Raw genomic sequence first — 25,720 nt, 5'->3', positions numbered from 1 at the left:
CTCTTTTTATGCGGATAGATCGATGTTTATGAGCCTTCAACCGTATTTCTTTTTCCAATCCCGCTTTTGTATGGTATAGCTTTCATTCGCTTCGGCGGCTTTCCATTTGTCGTAAAATATCTTAGCGGCTTCTGCTTTTGCGGTTTCACCTGTTCCCCGTTCTAATTGTTGGTAGTTGTGGTCGGCATCATATTTTTTGCCGCCTTTGTAGTTTGCGTACCTCCGGGCCCGTGTGTAACCCATCTGCAAATATTTACGACTCATATCTGCGCCAACAAAGTCGCCCTTAGCAAGGTAGTGTTCAAACAGTTCAAATATCTTATCACTGCTTTCGCGGGCTATTTCAGGTGTCTTAAATCGCCAGTATTTTCCTATTTCGCTTTTGTAGGGTTCGCATATTAAAACGCCTTGTTCTCCCTTTCCTACCTTGTACAGTTCCGGGTGCTTCCGGTAATCTACGTCAGGCTTCCATGGATAGCTGTTATTATCAAAATCAAGATAGCTTGGGCGTGGCATGATGTGGGAACGTATCACTACGTTAAAAGTTCATCTGATAATTGACAACTCGCCCCAAAGAGAGATCCAATTCAACAAAATCAAACAAGCCCCTTAACGCCTAATTAATACACATAACCTACCTTGCGGTATGGACAGAAGAATAGCACTCAAATCAATTGGCGCGGGTTTATTAGCGCCGGCATTAGCAAAAGCAAATATCAACAGTACCGCAAAACCGGTAATGCGCATAGCTCATATCACCGATGTGCATTTGAAAGACCAGTTTGGCGCACCTGCTAAGTTTGCGCGATGCCTGCATCACCTGCAAAAACAAACGCCGAAGGTAAACCTGATCCTGAACGGCGGCGATATTGTCTTTGACATGAATAAGGAGCAGCTGAGCACTATCGATGCGCAGTGGAATTTATATAAAGGCATCATTCAAAATGATTGCAGCCTGCCTGTTAAGTATTGCCTTGGTAACCACGACATTTGGTGGCAGGAAGATAAAAAAGACCTGTCGGTATATGGTAAGCAATATGCCATGGGCCAGTTGCAGCTTACAAAACCTTATTACAGCTTTAGTCAAAACGGTTGGAAGTTTATCATTTTAGATAGCGTACACCTGGATATTGATGGCACCTGGTACATTGGTAAGTTAGGCGACGAGCAGTTTAACTGGCTGGAGAGTGAACTTCAGCAAACCGATGCAAAAATGCCGGTGCTGGTGATGTCGCACATCCCGATATTAACGGCAACTAACCTGATCGATGATCATGTGGTGAACAAATGGGTGATGCTTGGTGGTGATATGCATACCGATACAGCTAAGATCATTTCGCTATTTTATAAACATTCAAACGTTAAGCTTTGCCTCAGCGGGCACATCCATCTGCGCGAAAAACTGGTTTATAATAATGTAACCTACATTTGTGATGGTGCTGTAAGCGGCGCCTGGTGGGAAGGTAACCGCCGCGAAACCTTTCCGGGTTATGGGCTGATAGACCTTTATGCCGATGGCAGCTTTAAAGAAAAATACATGATATACTAATAGTGCATTTTGCTACGTTTGTGGGTATAATAGTACCCCTATTATATGGAGAAGAAAAAGAGCGTTAAGTATCTATACAACGCCATATTTGCAAGCCTGCTATTGGCTATATTATTTGTACCGCCCGTTAAGATATTGGTGATAAGAGGCTTGATGAAGATAGGGCTTTTTAGCCCGGATATTAAGCAAACCGGGAACACTGCAGGGCTACCTGCTATTAGCATTGAATATCCGGACGGGAGAAAACGGGAACTGACCGATTTTAAAGGTAAGGTAATTTTCATCAACTTTTGGGCTACCTGGTGCCCTCCATGTATTGCTGAAATGCCGGCTATCGATCAATTGCATGAGCAGTTAAAGGCTGATACCAACATTATTTTCCTGATGATAGATGCCGACCATAATTTTGGAAAATCCATACCTTTTATCCAAAAACATGGCTATGGTTTACCGCTGGCACAGGCAAATTCTTATGTACCCGATAATATATTGGGCAGTGCACTGCCAACTACCGTTGTGTTTGATAAAACCGGCAAAATGGTTTTCAGGCACGAGGGTATGGCCGATTACAGCGATGATAAATTTGCAACGTATATAAAGCAGCTGGCGAATGCAAAATGATTTATTTCCGTTGATAAGGTAAATTGACCTGCGGTTAAGCCGCTTTCCGGCAAAACAAGATAAACCAAGCGTCGCCTGGCTCAACAAAAATTTTGCTATCGGGTTATTCCGGCTCGTGCAGTGCTTCAGTATGCTTACCCGAGCGGCTGTTCACCAGTTGGTTAGTTACATCTATTAACTCCGTAAGATCAAAAGGTTTTGGCATAAATTTGTCGCAGCCATAGTCGCCAAGCGACTGAAGCACTTTGGGATAAGCCGACATGATGATCACCGGAATGTGTTTAGACGCATCAGCCGATTTGATCTGGTGGCAGATATCTCCACCGTTTATTCCTTCCAATAAGTAATCTATGATAACAATATCGAATTGTTCTTTAGCAAGTGTTTGCTCGTAACCATCACTGTCAATCAACGTTACAGTATCATACCCCTCATAACTCAGAGCTTCCTGAATAACGTCCAGCACATCGTGGTCATTATCAATTATCAATACCCTCTTACCCATTACTTTCCCTTAACACTTAAATTTAAATACCGGTTTACAATCATAATACCTGTATTAACAGGTTTTTGGCGAGAAGGCGATGTAAGCCAACGCTGAGCTCAGTAGTTGTGAAACTTTTCGGACTACTATCAGTGGCCTTACAAATGCCTTTTTACTTTTTATTCCCAATAAAACCAAGTAGCCCAGGTTATTGTTTTAATTAAACCATCTTCTTAATAGAAAAACAGGCATACCTGGCGTTTATCATGCACAAATCATTTTCCAAAATGCTGTTGCCAAAAAAAAGCGTCTTTAGTATGTTTGGGCATCAATTTTTAATGATGACTGATAAGCTGAACCTGGTAGAAATTGTCTCTAAACACGTGCTTTTACAACAAAGCCGCAAGGCTTTAAAAGGACGCTGCCCTTTCCATAAAGATGAAACCACATCGTTAATGGTGATACCTGCAAGTAACGTTTTTAAATGCTTTGGTTGCGGCGTTGAAGGCGGACCAATAGAATTTTTAATGCACCTTGAAGGTAAGAGCCGCAATGAAATTGTAGGCAAGCTTGCCCAAAAAAGTTTCCCGAAAGAAAAGATGGCTTATTAAGGATCGGCTAAGCTTTGGGCTTAATCGTTCTCTTTTTTAACCAGCATTTTTTGCAGCGATAAACTATCGCCTTTAAACACGTCGAAATCAACCGTGTGGCCTATGCCGTTAATATGGCCGGTTTCAGAGTGTTGCCAAAAGCGCCAGTTGGCATTGCCGCGCACTTTTAATTTTGGCTGGTTGTAATGTGCTATCCAAAGCGGGTAATCATCAAAATGCCCGCGCAGGTAATCGTTATAAAAACTAATGCCGGTGTAGATGATGGGCTGAACGCCTGTTTTAGATTCTATGAACAACACATAATCCTTAAGCTCTTTGCGCATAGCCTCCGGCGATTTGCCATCAAGCCGTTCAATATCAACCACTGGCGGCAGGTCGCCGCTTTCAACCTGTACATTCTGCAAAAAGAAACGCGCCTGCCACAGGCCATTTTTTTTAGGGCGAAAGAAATGATAAGCACCGCAGCGCATCCCCACTTTAGCCGCCTCGCGCCAGTTACGTTTAAAATAAGGGTCTACGGTCAGTAATCCTTCTGTTGCTTTGATGAACGCAAAACGCACGCTTACTCCATCCTCACGCATAGTGCTCACCTTTTGCCAATCTATCTTGCCCTGTGCGTACGAAACATCAATCCCATGTATGCTGTAACCCTCGGGTATGGCTATGCCGAAGCTTTTGTAAACCCTGCCCGATGCTGGCGTACCCAGGTCCTCAAACCAGCGCCAGGTAGATGAGAATAGCTTAAACACGTAACCATAGTAAAACGGCGAGAACAAAATTGCAAATGCCAGCACTGCGATATACCACTTAAGATAAGCATAACCACCCTGGCTTTTTTTCTTTTTACGGCTTACAGGTTTACGCTTTACCGGCGAAGTTTTTTTAGCGGGTGTTCTTTTTTGAGGAGCAGGCACGTGCAAATATAGAGCGTGCGGATGGAGTTTAAACCTATTAAAGTTACAACGTTGAGCAGCTTTAGCTTAAAGTTTAAATTTCCTCCCTTGGGTGGGGTATGTTGATTGTAGCAATGGCAGGGCTTATTCGCTTGTAGAAACCCCTCCCTGCTTTTCACGCACGTACCTGCCCACCCCTCCCCAAGGAGGGAATGAAAATTCAATACCACAGCAACTGGCGATCTTGGATATATTTTTTTCAGAAGATATATGTTATTTACACAGTACAAATCAAATGCAGCACTATTCCCTCCCTTGGGAGGGGTGCGGCGGCTAATGCGTAAAGGCAGGGAGGGGTTTCATTGCGTGGCTAACCCCATCCTTACCCCCTCCCAAGGGAGGGAATCCCCAATTACTGCTGCTATCTACATTATCCTCGCCTGCCTTACCTCGTTACCACTTCAATAGTACCACCTGTTTTAAACAAGCTATGGGGTACAAAGTAGCCTTTGATGGATTTACCGTTAACTTTAATGTCTTTTAGGTTGCGGCTTTTGCCCGGTTTTTTAATGGTGAGCACTTTGCCGTTGCTTGTTGTCCATTTCACTTCATCAAATAATGGTACGGTAACTAGGTACTGCGGATCAGTTGCAGAAAAGGTGTATAAACCCAATGAGGTTAGCACGTACCATGACGACATCTCACCTGCATCATCCATTCCGCTCAATTCCAAACCTTCTTTACCGATGCCGTAAAGATTTTTCATGATGTAATCCAGCTTTCGTTGAGATTTCTCCGGTTTGCCTACGAAGTAATAGGCAAACGGCGCTTCATGATCTGGTTGGTTTCCCTGGCAGTACTGGCCTATCATGGTCTCTACGTTGCGGGCTTTGTACTCGGGGTTCCATGGTACGGTGAACAGTGAATCCAATTTAGCCTCAAATTTCTTTTTACCTCCGTAAAGTTCTACCAGGCCGGGCATATCATGCGGTGCATAGAATGAAACCTGCCAGGCATTAGCCTCGCGGAACATGTATTCATAATACGGGTATTGCGGATTGAAGTTTTGGATCCACTCGCCGTTTGGCTGCCTGCCGCGCATAAAGTTTACGCGCTTATCAAACACATTTTTGTAGTTTTTAGAGCGGGCCATTAGTATGCGGTAATTAGCCGTATCGCCTAAAGCCTTGGCCAATTGCGCAACGGAATAATCATCATAAGCATACTCCAGGGTTTTTGATACGGATGCTTTTCCTTTTGTCTCAACGTTAGGGTTTGGCTGCTCCGGTTCGGCAATGTATCCGTTCTTGATATACTCGCTGATGAACGGACGTGTACCGCCCTCGATGTTAGCATTACGCAGCAACAAGCGGTAAGTATCTTTGATATCAAAATCGGTTATGCCGCGCAGGTAAGCACCTGCGATAGATGATGCAGCATGGTCGCCATGGAAAAAGGTGGGGATAAAGCCCGTTTTATCGCCATGATCTTTAAGGGATTTGATCACATCCGTAGTAACCTTTGGAAAAAGCAACCCCAACAAAACATCCTTGTTACGATAAGTATCCCAAAGCGACGGATCTGTATAGTAACGGAAATCGCCTTTCACTACTTGCTTTTTAACATCGGTGTACTCGCCGTTAGCATCACTTCTTAAACAAGGCCACAGCAGTGAGCGGTACAGCGATGAATAAAACATACGCCTATCTTTTTCCTCTCCCCCTTTAACTTGTATTTTGGCTAAGGTATTTTCCCAGATGTTGGCGGCATCTGTACGCACCTGCTCAAACGTTTTGTTGCCTAACTCTTGCTCCAGGTTTAGCTTAGCGTTAGCCATGCTCACAAACGATAGACCTATTTTAACCTCAACGGGCCCTTTGCTTTGGTTGCTGATGTGTGCCAGGGCATAACCATCACGCTTGCCTTCGTTGCGTTTCTCTACGCTATCTATCTTACTGTTTACAACGGCGTAAAAGTAGATCACTTCGCCAACGTTCTGGTAGCCTTGCAGGGCATTACCAACTTGCTCTATTTTCCAATCGTTAACCCTGTTGTTGGCTTTAGCAAGGTCAAATAATATACTTCGGTCTGTATTGCTGTCAAACTCGTAACGGTGAAAGCCGGCACGTAAGGTTGATGTAAGGCTCACGTTTACTTTTTGATCATTAAGATAAACCCGATAAAACCCCGGCGAAGCACTTTCTTTTTGATGGCTAAAGTGAGAGCTAAATTTGCCGCCTTTACCGCTAACAGGCATCAGTGGCACGTTGCAAAGGTTCCAATGGCCTTTATTGGTATGGGTAAAGCCTAAAATGGTATCGTCCTCATATTGGTAACCTGCACCTGATCCGTATTGGGTAATAGGGCTCAATTGTACCATGGCATTTGGCAATGCACTGCCGGGGAAAGTTAAGCCAGCCCATGAGCGCCAGTCTTTAGGTAATTCGTAGCCCAATATTTTAGGGTCGTTCATAGGCGCGGTGCCAATGAAGGTATTTACATACGAACTAAGTTTTCTTTGCTGTGCCTTCAAAGTTGTTGCAGACGTTAGCAGCAGGGCCACCGCCAATTTTAAGGTAGTACTGTTTCTCATTATAAAGGTTTATAATAGTAAGATGTTTAAAAGACAGTTATCCCCCAAAAACAATTGCCTTAATAGTTGATTTTATTAATATGAGCAAACAGCACAAAACCATACCGAACGAACCCGAGGAGATGCCGGCGCACATTGAAGGCCCGGAAATAACCCGGCCCGGAGACCCGAAAACGCCTGAGATACCTAAGGAAGCGCCCGATGATATACCATCCGAGATCATACCCGAGCCAAATAAAGACCGGGACGATGGCACTGTGCATCCCGGGTAAAAAGCACTGACAAAAGTTGATCTGTAAACTTTTTTCAGGACGGTTCGAGTCTATCAGCGTTCACCAGTGTTCACGGTGTTCACAAGTGTTCATGCCGTGAACGTGAACGCTTATTGGGTAAAATCACATAAAATACTGTATTACAGATCAAAAGCTCTTTTAATACCCAATTCCAAACCTCTCAGCTCTGCCAGCCCGCGCAGTCTACCGATAGCAGAGTAACCCGGATTGGTGGTCTTGTGGAGGTCGTCCAGCATCTTGTGCCCATGATCGGGCCTGAAGGGCATGCGCGTATCCTTACGACCTTCCGTAATGCGTTTCTTTCGTTCTTCAAGTAAAGCTTTCATCACCTCATACATATCTACATCCCCGGCAAGGTGATCTGCTTCGTAAAAATTGCCAAATTCATCGCGTTTGGTGCTGCGCAAATGTATAAAGTGTATGCGATCAGCCAGGCGCTTTACCATAGCGGGTAAGTCGTTACTTTCAATTACACCGAACGAACCGGTGCAAAAGGTGAGTCCGTTGTGGCGGCTATCTACCGCGTTATAAATGTCAATTATATCCTGCTGGTTGCTTACTACTCGGGGCAATCCCAATATATTGTAAGGCGGGTCATCCGGGTGGATGCACATCAACACCCCTGCCTGCTCCGCAGCGGGGATCACCTGCTTTAAAAAGTAGAAAAGATTGGATTTCAGCGTAGCGGCGTCAATACCATCATAAGCGGCCAGTACTTTCAAAAACTGTTCTAAAGTATAGCCTTCCTCTGCCCCCGGCAGCCCGGCAATGATATTTTTGCTGACGAACCTTTTTCCTTCTTCGCTTAATTCATCAAAATATCTTTGAGCGCATTCCCGGATGGCTTCTGGATAGCTTGTGGCAGCGTTTGGCCGCTTTAATATATGGATATCAAAAGCCGCAAAATGGCTCATATCAAACCGTAAGGCTGTAGAACCATCGGGCATGCGATACTCCAGATCGGTACGCGTCCAATCCAGAACAGGCATAAAATTGTAACAAACGATATCGATACCGCACTGCCCCAGGTTAAGCAGTGATTGCTTATAATTCTCGATGTAGCGTTCAAATTGTCCTGTGCGCTTTTTGATATCCTCATGCACCGGCACACTCTCCACTACCGACCATGTTAAACCGGCGGCTTCTATCTCGTTCTTACGCTTAAGTATTTCAGCTACCGGCCAAACTTCTCCGTTAGGGATATGGTGCAAAGCAGTAACCACACCGGTTGCCCCTGCCTGTTTAACATCACTTAAAGAAACCGGATCATGAGGGCCGTACCAGCGCCAGGTTTGTTCTAAACTCATACCGTAAATAACAAAATTAATTACTCATATGCATCATCGAAAAATTGAACAAAAATCTGTTTGCTTTTTCATTTTAGCCTGCATTATACTACATTGCCATCCTAAGGCATTATAAACCTTACCAAACGGTTAAGCATCGTATAAGCCAATACACCTATGAACAATTCATTTTCGCTTGAGGGGAAAGTTATAATAGTTACCGGCGGCACCGGCATTTTAGGCAACGCTTTTATTAACGGCATTGTTGAAGCAGGTGGTGCAGTTGGCGTCCTGGGCCGCAATAAACAGGTTGCTGATGAGCGTACTGCAGCCATTAACGCAAAAGGCGGCAAAGCTATCGCCCTTATTGCAGATGCGCTTGATGAAGCAGCGCTTACACAAGCCAAAACGCAGATATTAGATAAATTTGGCCACATAGATGGCCTGGTTAATGGCGCAGGCGGCAATATGCCCGCAGGCGTTATACAGCCTGATGAAGATATTTTTAAGATGAATATCGATGGCATGAAAAAAGTGCTGGATATTAATCTTTGGGGCACCATCCTCCCTACGCAGATATTTGGTGAGGCCATCGCACAAACAGGCAAAGGCAGTATAGTCAATATATCTTCCATGAATTCAAAACAGGCTGTTACCAAGGTATTGGGTTATAATATGGGTAAAGCAGCCGTTGACTGCTACACTGAGTGGTTCGCCGTTGAACTGGCCAACCGTTATGGCGATGCTATCCGCATGAATGCCCTGGCTCCAGGATTTTTCCTCACTGAACAAAACCGTAACTTGTTGACCACGCCTGATGGCGGCTATACCTCCAGAGGCGAATCAGTGATCCATAAAACACCTTTTAAAAGGTTTGGCCATCCGGATGAGTTGATAGGCGCTTTGGTATGGTTGCTTAGCGATGCATCGGCATTTGTAACGGGCTCCATGATATGCGTTGATGGTGGTTTCTCGATTTTTAGCGGAGTTTAATAATTGGTTTTATGACGGGGAAAGTCTTAACATTCGGCGAGTTATTGCTCAGGTTTTGCCCTGACGCGGACGGACAATGGTTAGCCACTAACACCATGCCTTTCCATGTTGGTGGTGCGGAGCTTAATGTTGCTACAGCACTCGCTATATGGAACATACCCGTTAAATATTTTACAGCCCTGCCGGACAATGGCCTTACCAATCAGTTACTCACTTACCTGCAAAAGCGGAGCATCGGTATTACCGCCATTTCAAAAAGTGAAGGTCGTTTGGGTACTTTTTACCTCACCAAAGGCAAGGATATGAAGCACGATGCCGTGATATACGACCGTGCCGGCTCGTCCTTCGCTAAACTGAAAGTTGGGACTGTTAATTGGGATGAGGTTCTGCAGGATGTTAGCTGGTTTCATTTCAGCGCTATTTGCCCTGCGCTAAGCCAGGAAGCAACAGAGCTGTGTGAAGAAGCGCTTAAGGCTGCCTCTGAGCGAGGCATTTACATATCTGTTGATCTTAACTACCGGGCTAAGCTTTGGCAATATGGCAAGCAACCCATTGAGGTGATGCCGCAACTTGCTAAATATTGCGATCTGATAATGGGTAATGTATGGGCTGCGGAAAAACTTTTAGGCATACCCGTTTTAGGCGATATCCACGAGTCGGGGCAGAAAAGTATCTATCTTAAGGAGGGTTTACGTTCATCGGAAGATGTCATCAAAGCATTTCCTAAGTGCAAGGTGGTAGCCAACACCTTCCGGTTTGACCAACAGGATGGCATCAACTACTACACATCCATTTATGCCGATGGCGAATTTCACAGCTCTGCAACCTACAATGCCGATAACGTAATTGACAAAGTTGGCAGCGGCGATTGCTTTATGGCCGGTTTGATATACGGCATTTATAATCAACTATCCTATAAAAAAACATTAGACTTTGCTACCGCAGCGGCATTTGCAAAGCTTTTTATCGAAGGCGATGCTACAACAAGCACCGTTGACGATATAATAAACACTATCCGGTATGAAATCTAAACAGGAAATTACTGATGCTATAATCACGCAAGGCATGTTGCCCCTTTTTTATCATGCCGATAAGCAGGTAAGTTTAGATGCGGTAAAAACACTTTACAAAGCAGGCATACGTGTTATTGAATATACCAACAGAGGTGTGGCTGCATTGGAGAACTTTAAGGTCTTAAAACAATTGCAGCAAACAGAACTGCCAGACCTCATATTGGGGATAGGCACCATTAAAACTCCCCAGGACTTTGATGATTACGCCTTTGCCGGAGCTGATTTTTTTATATCGCCGGTGGTTGCAGAAGAAGTGGGTCATTTAGCTATCACGAATAATTATTTGTGGATACCGGGTTGTATGACACCTACTGAAATAGACAAAGTTGCCCGTTATTTTGATGTTTCGTTTGTGAAATTATTTCCTGCTAATGTTTTGGGGCCGGGCTTTGTATCGGCAGTAAAGGAACTATTCCCGGGTGTTAAAATGATGCCTACAGGCGGTGTTGATATGAGTGCCGACAACATTTCTTCGTGGTTTAAAGCTGGTGTTGTAGCGGTTGGGATGGGTAGTAAACTGATAAGCCCGCAACTGCTAAATGAGAAGAATTATAACCAATTATATACCGATACCCTGCACGCTTTAGAACTGGTTAAAGAAGCAAGGTAACGCAACTTTACATCATGGGCCAAACACAAAAAACTAACTACCGCTGGACGGTGGTTGTGTTGCTATTTTTTGCCACAACCATTAATTATCTGGATAGGCAGGTGATCGGCTTACTTAAGCCCACGCTTGAAAAGCAATTTAATTGGTCTGAGAAAGATTACAGCGATATAGTGATGGCTTTCCAGGCTGCTTATGCCGTTGGGCTGTTAGCGGTCGGTGCTTTTATAGATAAGCTTGGGACAAAACTGGGATACAGCTTGTCGCTCATCGTTTGGAGCGTTGCGGCAATGGCGCATGCGTTGGTGAAAGGCACATTTGGCTTTGGTGTAGTGCGTGCGGCCCTTGGTGCCGGCGAAAGCGGCAACTTTCCGGCAGCGGTAAAATCTATCGCAGAATGGTTCCCCAAAAAAGAACGAGCCTTTGCAACCGGAATATTTAATTCCGGCGCTAATATTGGCGCAGTTGTGGCCCCTATTATGGTTCCGTGGATACTGGGTGTATACGGCTGGCAAATGGCTTTTATCATCACAGGTGCTGTAGGTTTCGTGTGGCTGATATTCTGGTGGATATATTACGAGATACCTTCCCGCCACAAAAAGGTTAATACTGCTGAACTTGAATACATCAATAGTGATGCTGAAGAAGAAACTGCAGAAAGTGAATTAGTTGAAAAGAAAATTGCCTGGACAAGTTTATTCAGCGTTAGACAAACGTGGGCGCTTGTGATAGGAAAATTTTTAACAGACCCAATGTGGTACTTTTTCCTGTTCTGGTTACCCTCCTATTTCTCAAGCACCTTTAACCTCGATCTAAAGAAACCCACATTACCGCTCATCCTCATCTACACGGCGACTACTGCGGGCAGCATTGGCGGTGGTTATCTATCGTCATGGTTCATTAAAAAAGGTATGCCTGTATTTAGGGCACGCAAAACCGCTATGTTTATTTTTGCGCTTTGCGTAGTTCCCATCTTTACGGCCAGGTATGCTACTGATATTTGGCAATCGGTAGCCCTTATCAGTTTAGCTGCAGCAGCCCACCAGGCATGGAGCGCAAATATTTACACCACAGCATCAGATATTTTCCCTAAAAATGCAGTAAGTTCAGTTATTGGCATCGGTGGTATGGCGGGTTCGGTAGGCGGAATTTTGTTCCCATTTTTTATCGGCTGGATACTTGACGCTGCAAAAGCGTCGGGAAATATCACTGCCGGGTATAATATACTTTTCAGCATCTGTGCTTGTGCCTATATCGTTGCCTGGTTATTGATGCATTTTTTAAATGCTAAGCCTAAAAGAATAATCCTAAAAGTTTAAAGAACCGTCACCTATTTATATCTAACAAACAGGGCCTGCCATTAGCGGGCCCTGTTGTTTACCGTCTATAACAATAACTTAAAAAGTGCTCCAGGTAAGTGAGTTTTTATCAAACAACACCCCATGTGAAAAATCAGCGCCGGTAGAAGTGCTGCCGTCTGCACATTTTGCTAATATAGCTACCCTGCCACCTGTTGCTGAAGATGGAATTGCAAGCGTTAAGCTATTAGCATAAGTGGTGCCGCTCGGTGGTGGCAGGCTTGGACCGGTTGTGTTCCAATAGCCACCGATACCATAAGAACTGGCTGAACTTGGGTTCCATTCTATGGTTATTGAATAGGCTGAAAAAGATGTAACATGAATGTTGAGCACAGCCCCACATGCAGGGAAATCTTGCTGTAAAGGTGCTGCATTTCTCTTAGCGGCCTTCTTAGCAGGAGGTTTAGTGTCAACAGGAGTAAATGAAGGTAAAGCAAATAGCATAACAGCTATCAGCGATGATAACATAAGGTTCCTTTTCATAAAAATAATGTTTAATTGGTTAAAAACGAGGACGTAAAAACTTTATTGACGGCAATTACATAAATCTAAAGATAATATTTAATCAAAAAATAATATTATGATTGAATTTTTAATCATTGAGCAATTCGGAATAGGGGCTTATGTTAAAGTCTTCTTAATGTTAAAAAGTGTGAAATACTCCACATTTGTGTATTTCACAATTGTTAGTTGTTATCTTTATCTCACCGGGCGGCTAAAAATCGCGCGCTGCTATTGTTTCTGATAGGATCCCCCTACGCCTGAGCGTCCACCTTATCAATGGCAATTTACTATGATTGATCGTATACGTTTATCGCTTTTAAAAATTTCTGTTTTTGTCGTACTGGCTTTTAGCACAGCAACCGCCAGTGCACAATTGTCAGCATCCCTACCTTACAAGGACAATGCTATTGACTCACTATCTGCTAACTCATCTTACATTGACGAGCAAGCTTTTACAGCATCTAAAGCAGCAAAGTTGTCGAGCATTTTTGATGATGTTAATGAAAACTCCCTGCAAAAAAAGGTATCTGTAAGTCTTAATAATTCCAGAGACCGAAGGCAATTGATGGATTATCTCAAACAGCTTGAGATAGGTGATAACAACGCTGCAGGTAATGAGGCGCGAAATAAAACGCTGTTCAAGTTTGCAAATCTTTTCGCAAGATTGAAACTTTATCCCCTGGCGATGAAATGCTTCTTTAAAACGTTACAGAAGGATAAAAAGCTAAAAGACAATGAAGAAGCCGCTGCTGTAGACAGCCTGGAAATAGATACCAGCCAAAACACTGATCTGCCAATCAACACCAAAGACGATTCCTTAGCATACGTTCAAAGCCTGCAGGTTCGGAGTGATAAATCAAAAAGAACCACATACGAAAATATTTCAGGTACGTTCAACGATGGGAAACAAGCGGTGGCCTATGCATTGCTTTTTCATGTAAAGCAGCCTTCGCCGGGTAAAAAGAAAGTGCACGTACTGGCTTATACCGGGCATACCTATATCACATTGATCAAATACAATACAGATTCTACTTACGTTTCATGCTCATTTGGTTTTTACCCTAAAAAAGACCATTTATTCTCCGCAACACCTTGGTTCCCGTCAACGTCATCGCAATTCAAAAATGACGCGGGGCACAAATGGGATGAGATCATCGGGAAGTTTATTTCTAGGAAAAGTTTTGAAAAGATCCTGAAGCTTACTAAAGAATACAATGACGTGGATTACCACCTGAGTTATAACAACTGCACCGATTTTTCACTGCAGGCGGCAGGTGTAGCCGGCATCAGCATCAGCAATACGGATGGTAAATGGTTTATGGGGCATGGCAATAATCCCGGAGTAACAGGCCAAAGCATCCTGCAGGGAGGTTACGGCACTACCGATAAACAACCTGTTACTACTTTATTCAAAAGCTTAAACACTTCCGTAACGGAAAAATAAGTGCAAAGCCTTTAGTCGAAAGTCCTAAGTGAAGTTTACTATTTGTTAATAGAAAGACTTAGGACTTTAGACTCAAGAATTACAACTTCCCTCCAACCGCCCAGAAAATGGCATTGGTGAACAATTTGGTATAAGCCGGATTATCAAACAGCCTGGGCGAATGTCCCATAAAAATGTAAACATTCCGGGCTTTGTACTTAGGGTTTGTCCATACAACGGGGTGATCGGCCATTTTGATATTGCCGTTAGGTTGATAGGTATTCTCATCAACGCTGGCAAGTACCTTAACATTTGGCCGTGGGCTTTTATCGTAAGTGTACCACTCCTCCTGTTTTATTAAGAATTTAGCGGGGATGCCGCGCATTACCGGGTGTTGGCTGTCTTCAATCTTAACCTCGCCTGATGCAAAGGTGGCGATGTAATCTTTGAATTTAATATCGCCCATAAAGTGGTAAAACCACTCCCACATCGGGAACCCATCAAACTCTCCTAAAAGCGTAGCGTGATGAAAACCTATCCAACCTCCCCTGCCGCTATTAATATACTGTTCAAAAGCCTTTACCGCTTTCTCCTTCCAACCGTAAGGCGGATAATCTAACTGGATAAACAGATTATATTTGCTGAGATAAGCAGAATCGATGTTATTGGTATTCACGATGTAATCAACCGTAAAACCACGTTTGGCAGCAAGTTGGTTTAGCCACACCTTTGCTCTTTTAGAGTATTCAACGTGATGACCACCGTTCTCATAAATTGCCAGTACTTTGAAAGATTTGTGTTGTGCAAAACATGCGAAATTCATCAAAATCAAGCACGATAAAAACAGTGATCTCATCTTAAAGTATTGTAGTATCAGAAAATCCCCAGGAACTTCTTACGTTTTTTCTTCTTGACCGGTGGTGCCACCTTTACAGAATCAGCCCAGACTTTTTTAGCTTTCCAAACTCTCTTTTTTGATGCAAGCTGGGCTTGTCTGGCGAGGGCAACACTATCATAATTATACTGTTTAGGTATATACGGTGGCCGCAAATAGTTTACAGCGGGTACGTACACTACATTGCTGTTACCGGCAGGACTCTTAAAGAATGCATATAACGATATAGCTACGAATATAAGCCCAACGGTTATAATAGCGCCAAGCATTTTTCGCGGCATAATAATGGTTGCCCGGTTGCGCTCGTACATCCCTTTGTTACCGTTAAAATGAGCGCCTGTTTCTTTTGCAAGGGTTTGCAGTGCGGCCAGTTGCCGGTTCTTTTCAGCGTCCTCTTTTTCAAACTGCTCAACAAGCTTTCTTAAGCGTTCGTTCTCAGCAAGTATCGCAGCGTTTCCAGCTTTACTTTCCCCGGAGAAATTGGCTTCAACAACAGCGTCCAATAATTCCACACCACTTGCGTAGCGGTCTTCGGGCTGCTTTTGCAGGCATTTATCTATAATGGCCAACAACCAGCGTGGCAACTGCATTTCCTGATCGCGCTTTTCTTCTGTCCAGGTGCGGGGCAGATTGTTCTGACGCATAATACGCAGATCTGGCACAGGTGATTCAAGGTGGGCCATGCGCACGTTGTTGCGGGCGGTTTCACCGTTGCCTGTAAGTGGGAACGGCACAGTGCCGGTGAGCATTTCATATAAGATGATCCCATAAGCATAAACATCAGATTGCGGCAACATCATGCCATCTGTTTGCTCTGGTGCCATAAATTCTATAGCCCCGGCATGCCTGATGCTGGTACGGCGCTCCTCATCGGTAAGGATGGCCAATCCAAAATCTATCAGTATGTAATTGCCGGTTTGGGCATTGTACTTAACGTTATTGCTTTTAACATCGCCATGCTTGATGCCTATCTTATGGCAATGTGCTAAAGCCCCAGCCAACTGGTAAGCAAGGCGAATAGTTTCTTTGATAGTAAATACGCGATCATTGGGTGGTTGTAGTAGATCACACAGATCGGGGCCATCAATATACTCCATCTCAATATATGGCAACGATCCGCTTTCTGTTATACCCGAGCTCAAGATCTTAACCACATTGGGATTAGGCACCTCATTAACCTTTTGCAGTTTGCCAACCTCGTTAATGAAGTTGCGGTAATTGCGGTCTTCGGTGTTTTCTGCGTAAACAGGCGTGGGTAATATCTTCACCGCGGTGATCATTGGCCCCATGCGCCGGCCTTTATACACCGATCCCTGCCCGCCTGTGCGTAACGCACCCAGATTCTCTAATCCTTCAGTTATGGTAAATACTTTACTCATTGCCTGCTGGTTGATAGCTAAACTCCAAAACTGCCGACTGACCTAATATGATCTGGTCGCCTTCCAGCAATTGATGACCAATATGGGTAGAGCTTAGTTTGATCACGTCCTCACTTTTTTCTGAACGGATCTTTATTTTATTCCTCGGCGGGATACCACCCTCATCTGCATAAATATAAAACTTCCCGGCCTCATCGCTCCACTCGATGTGTGCATGCTGGCGACTTACATACTTGTTCGCCTCATCGGCTGCATCACTGGGGAATGCGATATGGTTAGTGCGGAAAAAGCCATCATCGGCCTGTGCTTTTTTATCCCTACCGATATTGATCTTGTCTTTACCGGATTGGATGTGATACGCTTTCTGTTCCGCCTCTCCACCCAAAACGCGGATGTAGGCAGAGGCAGATTGTTTGATGAAGTTGCTGCCGGTTTTAATAAAAAATGCAGCGTCTACAGTTTTAGCGGGCACCGCTTCTGCCGGCAGTTCCTCGTCAAATATCACATCCAGTTGCCAGTTCTGAGGAAGGTTTACTGCATAGTCATCGGCAATCCGCTGTACTTCGTCTTTAAAAACTTCCGGTTCTTCGGTATGCACCGCAGCCTCGTAAAGCGATTTATCTGCCGCTGGGGCGTTGATGTACAAGTTTAAGCCGCGGATGTTGCCACCTTCGCCACCTTCTGCTTTCTGCAACTCCTGTTTAATAAATTGAAGCAGTTCGTACCGTATACCTTTAACATCAGAAGGCCGGTCCGCCTTATCGCTTTTAAAAAAATTGAACATCCTATCCTGTAAAGTAATGAATCTAAATTTAAGTGCTTTACTGACCTTAATCCTAAATATCTCGCTAATAAAATAACGGCTTAATGTTTACTTCTACCATCATCAAACCCCGCACTGGCATACGGCATTGCACTTACTACCATAAACCAACGCATTATTCAGTTGTTTGGTCTGTAATGCTTTTAATGTAGCCTTTTTCTTTCAGGAACGGTATTACATGCCGCCCTGCAAGTTTTACCGCATCAGATGAGCCCTTGGTTGATTCTATCCTCACGCAAACTACCATATTGCCAGCTCCGTTTGCCTTGGGCGCGAAGAATACGTACCAGCCATCGTTTATCTGCTCGCCTTTCCAGATGCGTTCCGGCGTACCGGTTTTACCGGCAACCGCAAGGCCCAGCGTATATACTTTAGGAGCGCTTTGTTCTATCATGTAATGGCGCATCAGCTCTGCATAGCGCGGATCGTTCATCAGCTTAATACCCGGTTTTACCTTCGTTGCAGAATCGCTTACTTTAAGTACATAACGGTTTTGCGGCATGGTGCCATTATTGGCAATACCGGCGGCCATGCGGGCAACAGCGGCCGGGGTGGCTATCAGCTCGCCCTGGCCCCAGGCCATACCTGAGATGCCTTTGGCCCTTGTTTTACGAATGTTATTTGGATTGTATCGCGGCTTAATATTGAACTCCGTTTTACGCCAAAGCTCGCGCCACTTTTCTTCCTGCTGGGCATTCTCTTTATCGCGGCCGTAATAATAACCACCAACGCCGTGTAAGAACATACCGGTCTTTAGATAAACGGTTGCCATATTTTCCTGCAGGTGCTCCTCGTTAGCCAGCTTGATGAAGTAAACGTTGTTTGATTTTGCAACAGCACGCTCCAACGTAATTACACCGGTTTCATCGGGCTCCAAACCTTTGGTACGGATACGCTCATAGCTGGCCACGTTAAATTTGCGGTTAGCCGCGGCCACACCCAGTTTATTGAACGATGCAATAGAAGTTGCCAGCTTTGCCGTTGAACCAGGTTGCGTTGCCAAAGTAAAACCAAGATCTTGTGTGGTCATCCAGCCGGCAAGTTGATTTTGGTCGGCATAGCTCATGGTCAGCTTTTCCCAATCATGTACAGGTGGTAATGGATAAGTAGCCGATGTAAGTACATCTCCTGTATTAGATTCCATTACCACTACCGATACCCGGTTATCCAGTAACGATGTATCCTGAGCTATTGAATTTTCTATTTCGGTTTGCAACTGCGCATCCATGGTAAGCCTAACATCACGGTTTCGCTTTTTAAAGGCTTCAACTTCCTTACTGTTAATGCCCGCAAGTAATAAAGGCGCAATGGCGCTGTAATCTCGTTTTACGACTGTCATTTCCTTAACGCCCCTTGCCAGAAACCTATCTTCTCGATACCGATTAGCGGTTACGTTAAATTTCTCTGTAGGCATTTGGAAACCTCGCAGTTCTGCAGCATGTTCATACTCCGCGAAGTAGCCGTTAGGGCTGCCGTTGAAAACGCCGGTGTTGGCATCGCCTATCCAAAAGAACATTTTATCATCAAAAGGATAATACCTATCCAAACGCTTGTGCATAGCCGAATCAATATTGTAATCAGCCGCACCGGCAAGCACCAGTTTACGATGCTGTTGCTTCACCAGGTTAGGATCGCTGGTTGCCAATAGAACGCCATCACGATCATAAAGGTTACCGGCCTCCAGTCGGTTCATTAATATGGCAATGCGCGGGTTGTAGCTAAACATCCTTGCGCCGCTTTTATCGGCCACCAATGATGGCTTAACCACCCATTTTTTGTTATTGAATGAATATCTTGATACACTAACCGACAACAGCACCACACCACTTAAGGCTGCCATAAGTGCCGGAACCAGGTTTTTGTCCTGTTGCTGCGAAATATAATTCATTTGCACAGGCGTACCTCTAACCTTTGAAGCCGATAGTAAAAATCCTGATGCCAGCAAGTTAGCCACCAATGATGAACCACCGTAACTTTCAAACGGCAACGATACGCCGGATAGCGGTAACGCTCCTGTGGAACCACCTGCAATTAGCAAGAACTGCACAAAGGTTGATACCCCTATGCCCGCACACAAGTAAAACAAAAATGGTGTACCCGTTCGCCGGCCAATGATGATGGATCGATGCAGGTAGAGCAGGAAAAGGATGAAAATACAGGTCATGCCCGTCCACCCGAACTCTTCACTCATAGATGGTAATATCATATCGGTATGCGCCTCAGGGATAGTTTTGGCAAAGCCTTCGCCCACGCCCTGACCTGCAACACCACCGCTGGACATAGCCCAAAGCCCGTTCGCTACCTGGTCGCCACCATAAACTTCGTTATTCCAGGCATCCTGCCAAATGGCTTTACGGTCTACCAGACGTTGTACCGGACCAGGGAATAACTTACCTAATAAAGGCACTTGGTCTATCGTAACAAACGCTGCCATGATAACCAGCACCATAATGGCCGATTCGCTTAACGATCGGCGGTTGAACAGCATCATTAACGAAACTGCAGCAGCGGTAATAAGCGCGGCAAGCCAAACGTTTTTTACAAACCAGCTTACCAGCACATACAGCACAACGGCTATCGCCATGAACATGAAATCGCCGCGCGAAAACGAGAACAAAACAATAAACGTAAAAAGTACCACCATTGCCGGCCCAAGGTCGCCCAGGATAAGGAACAGGAACAACGTTACAAGTATGGCTATCAGCGCGAAAGAGAAAAACTGCCAGCGTTTATTCCAACTGGTGTACTCGCTGATGAGCTTTTCGTTGGCCGCAAAGAAACCGGCCAGGAAAAGGATGATCAAATATTTTACGATCTCGCTCGGTTGAAAGCCAAATAAGTTAACCTTTACGCCGCTACCCTCGGGCCCGGTACCAAACTTGATGGTAAGCGCCAGTAAAGTTGCCGCTAAGGCTACCCAAGGCCAGCCATTTGCTGCCGCCGTGTTCTGTTTAAACACCAGCATCCGGTACACCCAAGAATCGGGTGTAAAACGGCGGAGGCTGAAAAACAGCATCACCAGCATGGCAACCAACCCAATACCTAAGTAGAATAGCATATCCTTAGCCAGGAAACGATCTCGGAGAGGATCCTGTAAGCTGAGTAAGGTAATAAATGATAATCCTGTTAGAGTCATGATAACCGGCAGGATCAGTTGATCGGCACTTCTGAAGCCTATTGACAATACAATGTGTACCACCAAGAAAGCACCTAAAAAGCTACCGACTATAATATAAAACCAGTGATTAAAATCGTCAACAGTACGTATGGTTAATGATTTTTCTTTTTTAAGGATATTAAAATCGCGGGTTGAGAACAAGCGAATGGTATGCGGCTGCTGGTTAAAAGCGAAAGTGGCATCATCATCCAGTTCCTGCACACCCTGCGATGTGCCAAACTGGTAACCGGGCTGCAAAGGCAATACTTTAAACGCTTTGCCGTTTGGCAGATGCGTAAACTGCGCAACGCCTTGCTCATTGGTGCGTGCGTAAGCAATTAATTCCTGCAGATGCGGCCTTCCGGCGCTATCAGGTGTAAATACCTTTGTGAAACCGTTGCCATTTTCACGTGTACGTTTAATTTCTTCTATTTCCTCATCGTTATAAATACTATCCTGCGGCAATATCATCTGCAGCCGTACCAATACACCGTCAACGGGTTGTTCTTTACTTACGATGTTTGCAGCGATAGTTCCGCTGCCCATCTCAAGATCGGTACTTTGAGGCACCTGCCTTGGGTTAGATTTCTCGCTTACAAATAACAACGAATCCGCGCCGGTGTATCCCAGTAAAGCCCTTGAAGCTTCTACCCTGCTTTTAAAAGATTTGCCACCCTGTGCAAAGGCATCATCGGCAACAATAAAATATTTACGTTTATTAAGCTCACCGATATTATCAATCTGCAGGTGATTATCTGTTGCATTGGCAACAGTTGAAGTGATAAGGTCAATATCCTTATTATCTTCAAAGTAATAGCCTTTAGTAAGCAGGCGCTTGAGCTGACCTGCCGGGTCGCCGGCACTAAGGTTTATCATGGTGCCGTCTTGCAAGCGTTGATCTACATCAGTAAAGCGGGTTTGCAAAACGGTGTGTAAACGCAGGAAAAAACATACAAATAATGCCGTTAACAGTACAATGAAAATGCGCTCGGTCCACCGGCCGGGTTGTTGCACTTTATCTGCCTCCATTTGCTTTTGCAGTGGTTTTAGGTTTAGCAGTATTGGTGTTTGTAATGATCATAGGAAAACTTGCCGTGATGTTTTTGTCCTGCGCAAACACATAGTTGTTGCGCACCGGCAAACGGCAATTGCTGAACTGCACATTCACTAACGACAAGCCATTATTAGCAAATTCAACTGCTACATCAAAGTCTTTAAACTTTAGGTTTTCAATTACAATAACTTTGGCTTTGCCGCCTAAAGCCAATGCAGGGCCATGATAAGCCGTATCGCGCTGCAAAACAAAATTGCCCTTGGTTTTTAAATAAAGCGTATCCTTATCTATGTGCAAGGTATCGGTTAACATTACCGGTTGTTTAAAAGCCGTATCCGTTAATACAAGTGTATCACCTTTAAAGGCATCTATGGCATCTTGTAGCTTCACTTCGTTATCATTACGCAGCTTTGCGGTATCGGCAATTGGCTTTGTCACCTTTGCAGGTGTTTGCCCTTTCATAAACAGCCAAACTGTGCTTCCTAAAAACAACAGGCACAATAGCCCTAATATTACGGTTAACCCGCTGTTTCCGCTTTTACGCATCTGAGGTTCAGTTTTTGTTGTGGATGGTTTAATAGCTTCGTGATTTGTTCTTTCTTTATTCTCCTCGGGCTCCTCTGCTCGTTTTACCTGGTTGGTTACCGGCGCCACTGCCTGCGGCTGATAGCGGGGTTTATCATTATGAACTAATACAACGGTTACATTATCGCGCCCGCCGTTGTTATTGGCAGCGGTGATAAGCTCACGGGCTTTTTCTTGTAAGGAAGCGTTTAAAGTTAGTATCGATAGAATACCCTCTTTGTCTACCAGATCGGTTAGGCCATCGCTGCAAAGCAAAAGCAGATCCCCCGGCAAAAATGGAGAATCGCCGGTTTCCACAAAGCTATCATCCGTCTCTACTTGGTTGCTAAACCCTAAGGCTTTATTTATCTCATTACGCTTTGGGTGGTTCATGGCGGCATCTTCAGTCAGCCTGCCACTATCCTCTAAAAACCCAACAAAAGAGTGGTCTTTTGAGATTTTAACTAATGATTGATCGCGCAGCAAGTATAAACGGGTATCCCCTACGTGAGCATAATAAAAGCGGTTATTTTCGATATCTGCTATGGCCATTGTGGCTACGCAAGCCATGCTTTCCAACGCTTTATCTTCCGCTTTTTTTGCAGCTATATCCCGGCTTGCCTGCTTAAAGGCCTCAATCATTCCTTCGATGATATTGGCCTGTGGCTTACTAAGCTGTTCTGTAAAAACGGTCTGCGCAATCTCGGCAGCAACTTCGCCGCCATTGTATCCGCCAACGCCATCAATTACTGCAGCAAGCACATACTTGTCATGCATTACTTTGCGGGCAACAAAGGTATCTTCGTTGTTGCTGCGTACCCTGCCGGTATCGGTTTGTCCAAAATAGTTTTCAGCCATTGCGTTTACCTGATCTTTTAATATCAGCAAAGTGGGTGAGCAGCATTAGCCCGCCAATTACCAATAAGCCTATGGATAATATTTGTGACATTGATTATGCTTTAAACAGGTTTAAACCTATAATGCCGTTAAGCAGCATTCGCGAGTTAACCGGTAACTCAACCCATTTGGGCGAGTTGATGTCACTTCGCTCTACTTTAACCTCATTAAGTGTGGTCATCTCTCCGAATGATGCCAGGTAAAATTTACCATCAGAACGGTTATATTTAAGCTGCAAATGCGGGGCATTAACCCAATCAGACGGTATGGTGAATATGTTTGAGTCTTCGCGCGTCTCCTCGCTGCCTGATACAATGATCTCATCGTCTTTCATCAGGTATTCAACTTTTTTACCGGCAAATTGCTGATCGGGAATGATAGTTTCCAGTTTGGCAATGCTATCTTTTGGCGACTTGGTAGATGCTTTTTTCTCTTCTTCAGCAGCTTGCAGGTTATCCTCGTAAGGTATTTCAAAATAACCCTCGCTGTAATAATTAAAGCCTTTTAGCACATCCTGGCTAACATCAAAAGTTTGGGCAATACCGGTTTGACGGGGTATGAAAGTTACCCGCAGGTTCTGCTCTTTTATTGGCTCATTATTATCAGGTAACAGCTTGCCAATAAAACCTTTATCGCCGCGGGCATAATCCGGGTGCGATACCAGCCTGAAAACCCATTTAGAGCCGGATGGCTTTACCGTTTTGCCTGCATCACGGTACTCTTTTAATATCTCGTAGAATTTCTCTACCGTTTCCTGAACTATGAGGCCGAATATGCCTTGTTTATCAGCAATAAATTCTTTGTAATCATCAGGGTTAAAGCTGATGATGAACTCATGATAAAACACCACCCTATCAGCAAATGATAGCTGTTTAATAGATTCCCTAAATTTTTCTACGATGTAGCTGTAAACAGTATCTGGCGTGAGGGCGTTTGCCTTAGCCTTTTCGGTGGTCTCGTTAGTAAGAAACCAATCTTGTATACCAATGCGTTGCCAAAAGTTAGGTGTAGATGCCATTAAGGTTAATTCAAAAGTTAAAAGTCGAAATTTAAAAGATGAACAAGCCGTTGAAAAACTTACCGATCTTTAATATTTTGCTATAGTTTCATTGAACACATTTAGTAAACAGATGTTTTACTGTTCGGGCTGTGTTACGGTGGTATCCTGCTGCTGATTGTTTACGCTGTCTGTTGATGGCCTTTGTGGTTCTGTAACCGGCTTTCTTACAACCGGGGTATCTCGCTTAGCCGGCATCGTATCTGGCTGGGCACTTTGGCTTTGCGGATACTTTGAACCGTAATCAACACCGCCTGTGTCGGGCTTGTTTTGTATCGTATCTTCACTTGCTTGCTTGCTTTGCCCCTGCTTTTTAAGGAAAGTTGCATAGACTGAAAAACCCATAAACAACACTATTAATACTATTAACGTATAATAGTATGGCTTGGAAAGCGACACGCGCGATTCATCGTCTACCGGCTCTTCATAAGCCGGTTGAGGCGGCGGGCCGGTTTGCTGGTATTGCAACAAAAGGTTATGCAAACGTTCGTTCTCGCTGCGTAGGGCAGCATTGCTTAGTCCACCGTTAAAATCGTGGCTATCTGCAGCAGCCAAACTACCACGGACGATGGCGTCATGCAATTCTGTGCCGTTCTTAAACCGCCTGTCCGGATCTTTCTGCAAGCATTTATCAATAATTTTTAGCAACCACTGCGGTACCTGCATCTCCTGCGCTTTTTTCTCATCGCTCCAGGATGCAGGCAAGGCCGCGCGGCGTGCATTCAGCAGATCAGGAACAGGCGATTCGATGTGTGCCAGCATCACCTGGTTACGTGCGCTATCGCCATGCCCTTTTGATGGGAAAGGCACCTCGCCGGTAAGCAACTCATAAAGTATGATGCCGTAGCTATAGATATCGGTCTCCAGCAGCATCTTACCTTCGTGCTGCTCTGGTGCCATAAACTCCACGGCACCGGCATGCCTGATGCTTGTACGGCGCTGCTCCTCGGTCATCACGGCAAGGCCAAAATCCAAGAGCACGTAGTTGCCGGTATGTACGTTATATTTTACGTTGTTGCTTTTTACATCGCCATGCTTTACCCCAATCCTATGGCAATGTGCAAGAGCGCTTGAAAGCTGGTCGGCCACGCGTATGGCCTCCTTAAGCATAAATATTTTATCATGAGGCTCTTTCAATAATTCACACAGATCGGGGCCATCTATGTATTCCATCTCTATGAAAGGGAAAGATCCGCTATCCGTAAGCCCCCAGCTAAGTATCTTAACCACATTGGGGTTAGGCTCCTCATTTACCTTCTGCAGTTTTGTAACCTCGTTTTTAAAGTTGCGGTAATTGCGGTCATCATCGCTCTCATTAAGTATCGGCGTTGGCATCAACTTAATAGCGGTAAGCACAGGCCCCATACGCCGGCCTTTATAAACGGAACCCTGTCCGCCTGTGCTCATGGCACCTAAATTTTCAAGTCCTTCGGTTATGGTAAAAACTTTGCTCATGGATAGATATTTTCCGTATAGGTAATGGCAATTTACAGACTAATGTACATTTTATCACACCATTTTGTTGTGATAATTTTAAATGGATTAAAATTTAGCCCACAAAAAAGCCCGTCACTTTTACAAGTAACGGGCAACACAACACATTTAA

The 25,720-nt window shown here is 44.6% G+C and carries 22 protein-coding genes; 9 read left to right on the top strand and 13 right to left on the bottom strand.

Annotated elements, in window-relative coordinates:
- Positions 1-36 precede the first annotated feature (36 nt).
- Positions 37-516: a DUF4385 domain-containing protein gene (locus FPZ42_RS13515; protein WP_146272253.1), complete on the bottom strand. Its 480-nt coding sequence runs from the start codon at positions 514-516 to the stop codon at positions 37-39.
- Between the two features lie 130 nt (positions 517-646).
- On the opposite strand from FPZ42_RS13515, the gene FPZ42_RS13510 reads away from it, so the two are divergent.
- Positions 647-1,549 (top strand): metallophosphoesterase family protein, encoded by a 903-nt coding sequence (locus FPZ42_RS13510; protein WP_146272172.1) that lies wholly within the window; start codon positions 647-649, stop codon positions 1,547-1,549.
- Positions 1,550-1,594: 45 nt separating this feature from the next.
- Positions 1,595-2,170 (top strand): TlpA family protein disulfide reductase, encoded by a 576-nt coding sequence (locus tag FPZ42_RS13505; RefSeq protein WP_146272171.1) that lies wholly within the window; start codon positions 1,595-1,597, stop codon positions 2,168-2,170.
- 103 nt (positions 2,171-2,273) lie between these two features.
- Here FPZ42_RS13505 and FPZ42_RS13500 read toward each other — a convergent pair whose 3' ends face one another.
- Positions 2,274-2,675 (bottom strand): response regulator, encoded by a 402-nt coding sequence (locus tag FPZ42_RS13500; RefSeq protein WP_146272170.1) that lies wholly within the window; start codon positions 2,673-2,675, stop codon positions 2,274-2,276.
- 320 nt (positions 2,676-2,995) lie between these two features.
- On the opposite strand from FPZ42_RS13500, the gene FPZ42_RS13495 reads away from it, so the two are divergent.
- Positions 2,996-3,265, top strand: coding sequence for a CHC2 zinc finger domain-containing protein (locus FPZ42_RS13495; protein ID WP_186458770.1), 270 nt, complete (start codon positions 2,996-2,998; stop codon positions 3,263-3,265).
- A gap of 20 nt (positions 3,266-3,285) precedes the next feature.
- On the opposite strand, the gene FPZ42_RS13490 is transcribed toward FPZ42_RS13495, so the two are convergent.
- Together FPZ42_RS13490 and FPZ42_RS13485 are read right to left on the bottom strand one after the other, a co-directional pair.
- On the bottom strand, positions 3,286-4,179 hold the full coding sequence (locus FPZ42_RS13490; protein ID WP_146272168.1) for a glycoside hydrolase family 25 protein: 894 nt from the start codon (positions 4,177-4,179) through the stop codon (positions 3,286-3,288).
- Positions 4,180-4,603: 424 nt separating this feature from the next.
- The gene (locus tag FPZ42_RS13485) at positions 4,604-6,751 is read right to left on the bottom strand and encodes a GH92 family glycosyl hydrolase (RefSeq protein ID WP_146272167.1); all 2,148 of its coding nucleotides are present in this window, start codon (positions 6,749-6,751) and stop codon (positions 4,604-4,606) included.
- Positions 6,752-6,831: 80 nt separating this feature from the next.
- On the opposite strand from FPZ42_RS13485, the gene FPZ42_RS13480 reads away from it, so the two are divergent.
- Positions 6,832-7,023: a hypothetical protein gene (locus FPZ42_RS13480; protein ID WP_146272166.1), complete on the top strand. Its 192-nt coding sequence runs from the start codon at positions 6,832-6,834 to the stop codon at positions 7,021-7,023.
- A gap of 140 nt (positions 7,024-7,163) precedes the next feature.
- Here the strand turns inward: FPZ42_RS13480 and uxuA are convergent, their stop codons facing one another.
- Positions 7,164-8,351 carry a mannonate dehydratase gene (uxuA, locus tag FPZ42_RS13475; RefSeq protein WP_146272165.1) on the bottom strand — a complete coding sequence of 396 codons (1,188 nt, stop codon included), beginning with the start codon at positions 8,349-8,351 and terminating at the stop codon, positions 7,164-7,166.
- Positions 8,352-8,507: 156 nt separating this feature from the next.
- Between uxuA and FPZ42_RS13470 the strand changes: the two genes are divergently transcribed.
- From FPZ42_RS13470 to FPZ42_RS13455, 4 genes are read left to right on the top strand one after another with little or no spacing between them, the layout of a single operon-like run.
- Entirely contained in the window at positions 8,508-9,323 is an 816-nt protein-coding gene (locus FPZ42_RS13470) for an SDR family oxidoreductase (RefSeq protein WP_146272164.1), read from the top strand.
- Positions 9,324-9,334: 11 nt separating this feature from the next.
- A complete protein-coding gene (locus FPZ42_RS13465) occupies positions 9,335-10,354 on the top strand; it encodes a sugar kinase (protein WP_146272163.1) in 1,020 nt (339 codons plus the stop codon).
- Positions 10,344-11,006 carry a bifunctional 4-hydroxy-2-oxoglutarate aldolase/2-dehydro-3-deoxy-phosphogluconate aldolase gene (locus FPZ42_RS13460; protein ID WP_146272162.1) on the top strand — a complete coding sequence of 221 codons (663 nt, stop codon included), beginning with the start codon at positions 10,344-10,346 and terminating at the stop codon, positions 11,004-11,006. The genes FPZ42_RS13465 and FPZ42_RS13460 overlap by 11 nt, the downstream gene beginning before the upstream one ends.
- A gap of 14 nt (positions 11,007-11,020) precedes the next feature.
- Positions 11,021-12,322: an MFS transporter gene (locus FPZ42_RS13455; RefSeq protein WP_146272161.1), complete on the top strand. Its 1,302-nt coding sequence runs from the start codon at positions 11,021-11,023 to the stop codon at positions 12,320-12,322.
- Positions 12,323-12,400: 78 nt separating this feature from the next.
- On the opposite strand, the gene FPZ42_RS13450 is transcribed toward FPZ42_RS13455, so the two are convergent.
- Entirely contained in the window at positions 12,401-12,844 is a 444-nt protein-coding gene (locus FPZ42_RS13450) for a hypothetical protein (RefSeq protein ID WP_146272160.1), read from the bottom strand.
- 310 nt (positions 12,845-13,154) lie between these two features.
- Between FPZ42_RS13450 and FPZ42_RS13445 the strand changes: the two genes are divergently transcribed.
- Positions 13,155-14,309 (top strand): hypothetical protein, encoded by a 1,155-nt coding sequence (locus tag FPZ42_RS13445; protein WP_146272159.1) that lies wholly within the window; start codon positions 13,155-13,157, stop codon positions 14,307-14,309.
- Between the two features lie 79 nt (positions 14,310-14,388).
- On the opposite strand, the gene FPZ42_RS13440 is transcribed toward FPZ42_RS13445, so the two are convergent.
- The 7 genes from FPZ42_RS13440 to FPZ42_RS13410 form a co-directional block, all read right to left on the bottom strand.
- Positions 14,389-15,111, bottom strand: coding sequence for a ThuA domain-containing protein (locus FPZ42_RS13440; protein WP_261382292.1), 723 nt, complete (start codon positions 15,109-15,111; stop codon positions 14,389-14,391).
- A 50-nt stretch (positions 15,112-15,161) separates the two neighbouring features.
- Complete coding sequence (locus tag FPZ42_RS13435; RefSeq protein WP_146272157.1) at positions 15,162-16,562, bottom strand: serine/threonine protein kinase; 1,401 nt, start codon at positions 16,560-16,562, stop codon at positions 15,162-15,164.
- The gene (locus FPZ42_RS13430) at positions 16,555-17,346 is read right to left on the bottom strand and encodes an FHA domain-containing protein (RefSeq protein ID WP_146272156.1); all 792 of its coding nucleotides are present in this window, start codon (positions 17,344-17,346) and stop codon (positions 16,555-16,557) included. The genes FPZ42_RS13435 and FPZ42_RS13430 overlap by 8 nt, the downstream gene beginning before the upstream one ends.
- A 154-nt stretch (positions 17,347-17,500) precedes the next feature.
- A complete protein-coding gene (locus FPZ42_RS13425) occupies positions 17,501-21,571 on the bottom strand; it encodes an FtsW/RodA/SpoVE family cell cycle protein (protein ID WP_146272155.1) in 4,071 nt (1,356 codons plus the stop codon).
- Positions 21,558-23,018, bottom strand: coding sequence for a PP2C family protein-serine/threonine phosphatase (locus tag FPZ42_RS13420; RefSeq protein WP_146272154.1), 1,461 nt, complete (start codon positions 23,016-23,018; stop codon positions 21,558-21,560). The genes FPZ42_RS13425 and FPZ42_RS13420 overlap by 14 nt, the downstream gene beginning before the upstream one ends.
- A gap of 94 nt (positions 23,019-23,112) precedes the next feature.
- Positions 23,113-24,075, bottom strand: a complete 963-nt coding sequence (locus FPZ42_RS13415; protein ID WP_146272153.1) for a hypothetical protein — start codon at positions 24,073-24,075, stop codon at positions 23,113-23,115.
- A gap of 117 nt (positions 24,076-24,192) precedes the next feature.
- Positions 24,193-25,569, bottom strand: coding sequence for a serine/threonine protein kinase (locus FPZ42_RS13410; RefSeq protein WP_146272152.1), 1,377 nt, complete (start codon positions 25,567-25,569; stop codon positions 24,193-24,195).
- Positions 25,570-25,720 lie beyond the last annotated feature (151 nt).

It is taken from the genome of Mucilaginibacter achroorhodeus (genome assembly GCF_007846095.1).
In the GTDB taxonomy this organism is placed as follows: domain Bacteria; phylum Bacteroidota; class Bacteroidia; order Sphingobacteriales; family Sphingobacteriaceae; genus Mucilaginibacter; species Mucilaginibacter achroorhodeus.
The sequence above is the reverse complement of the archived record's forward strand: the minus strand, read 5'-3'. Positions and strand labels throughout refer to the sequence as shown.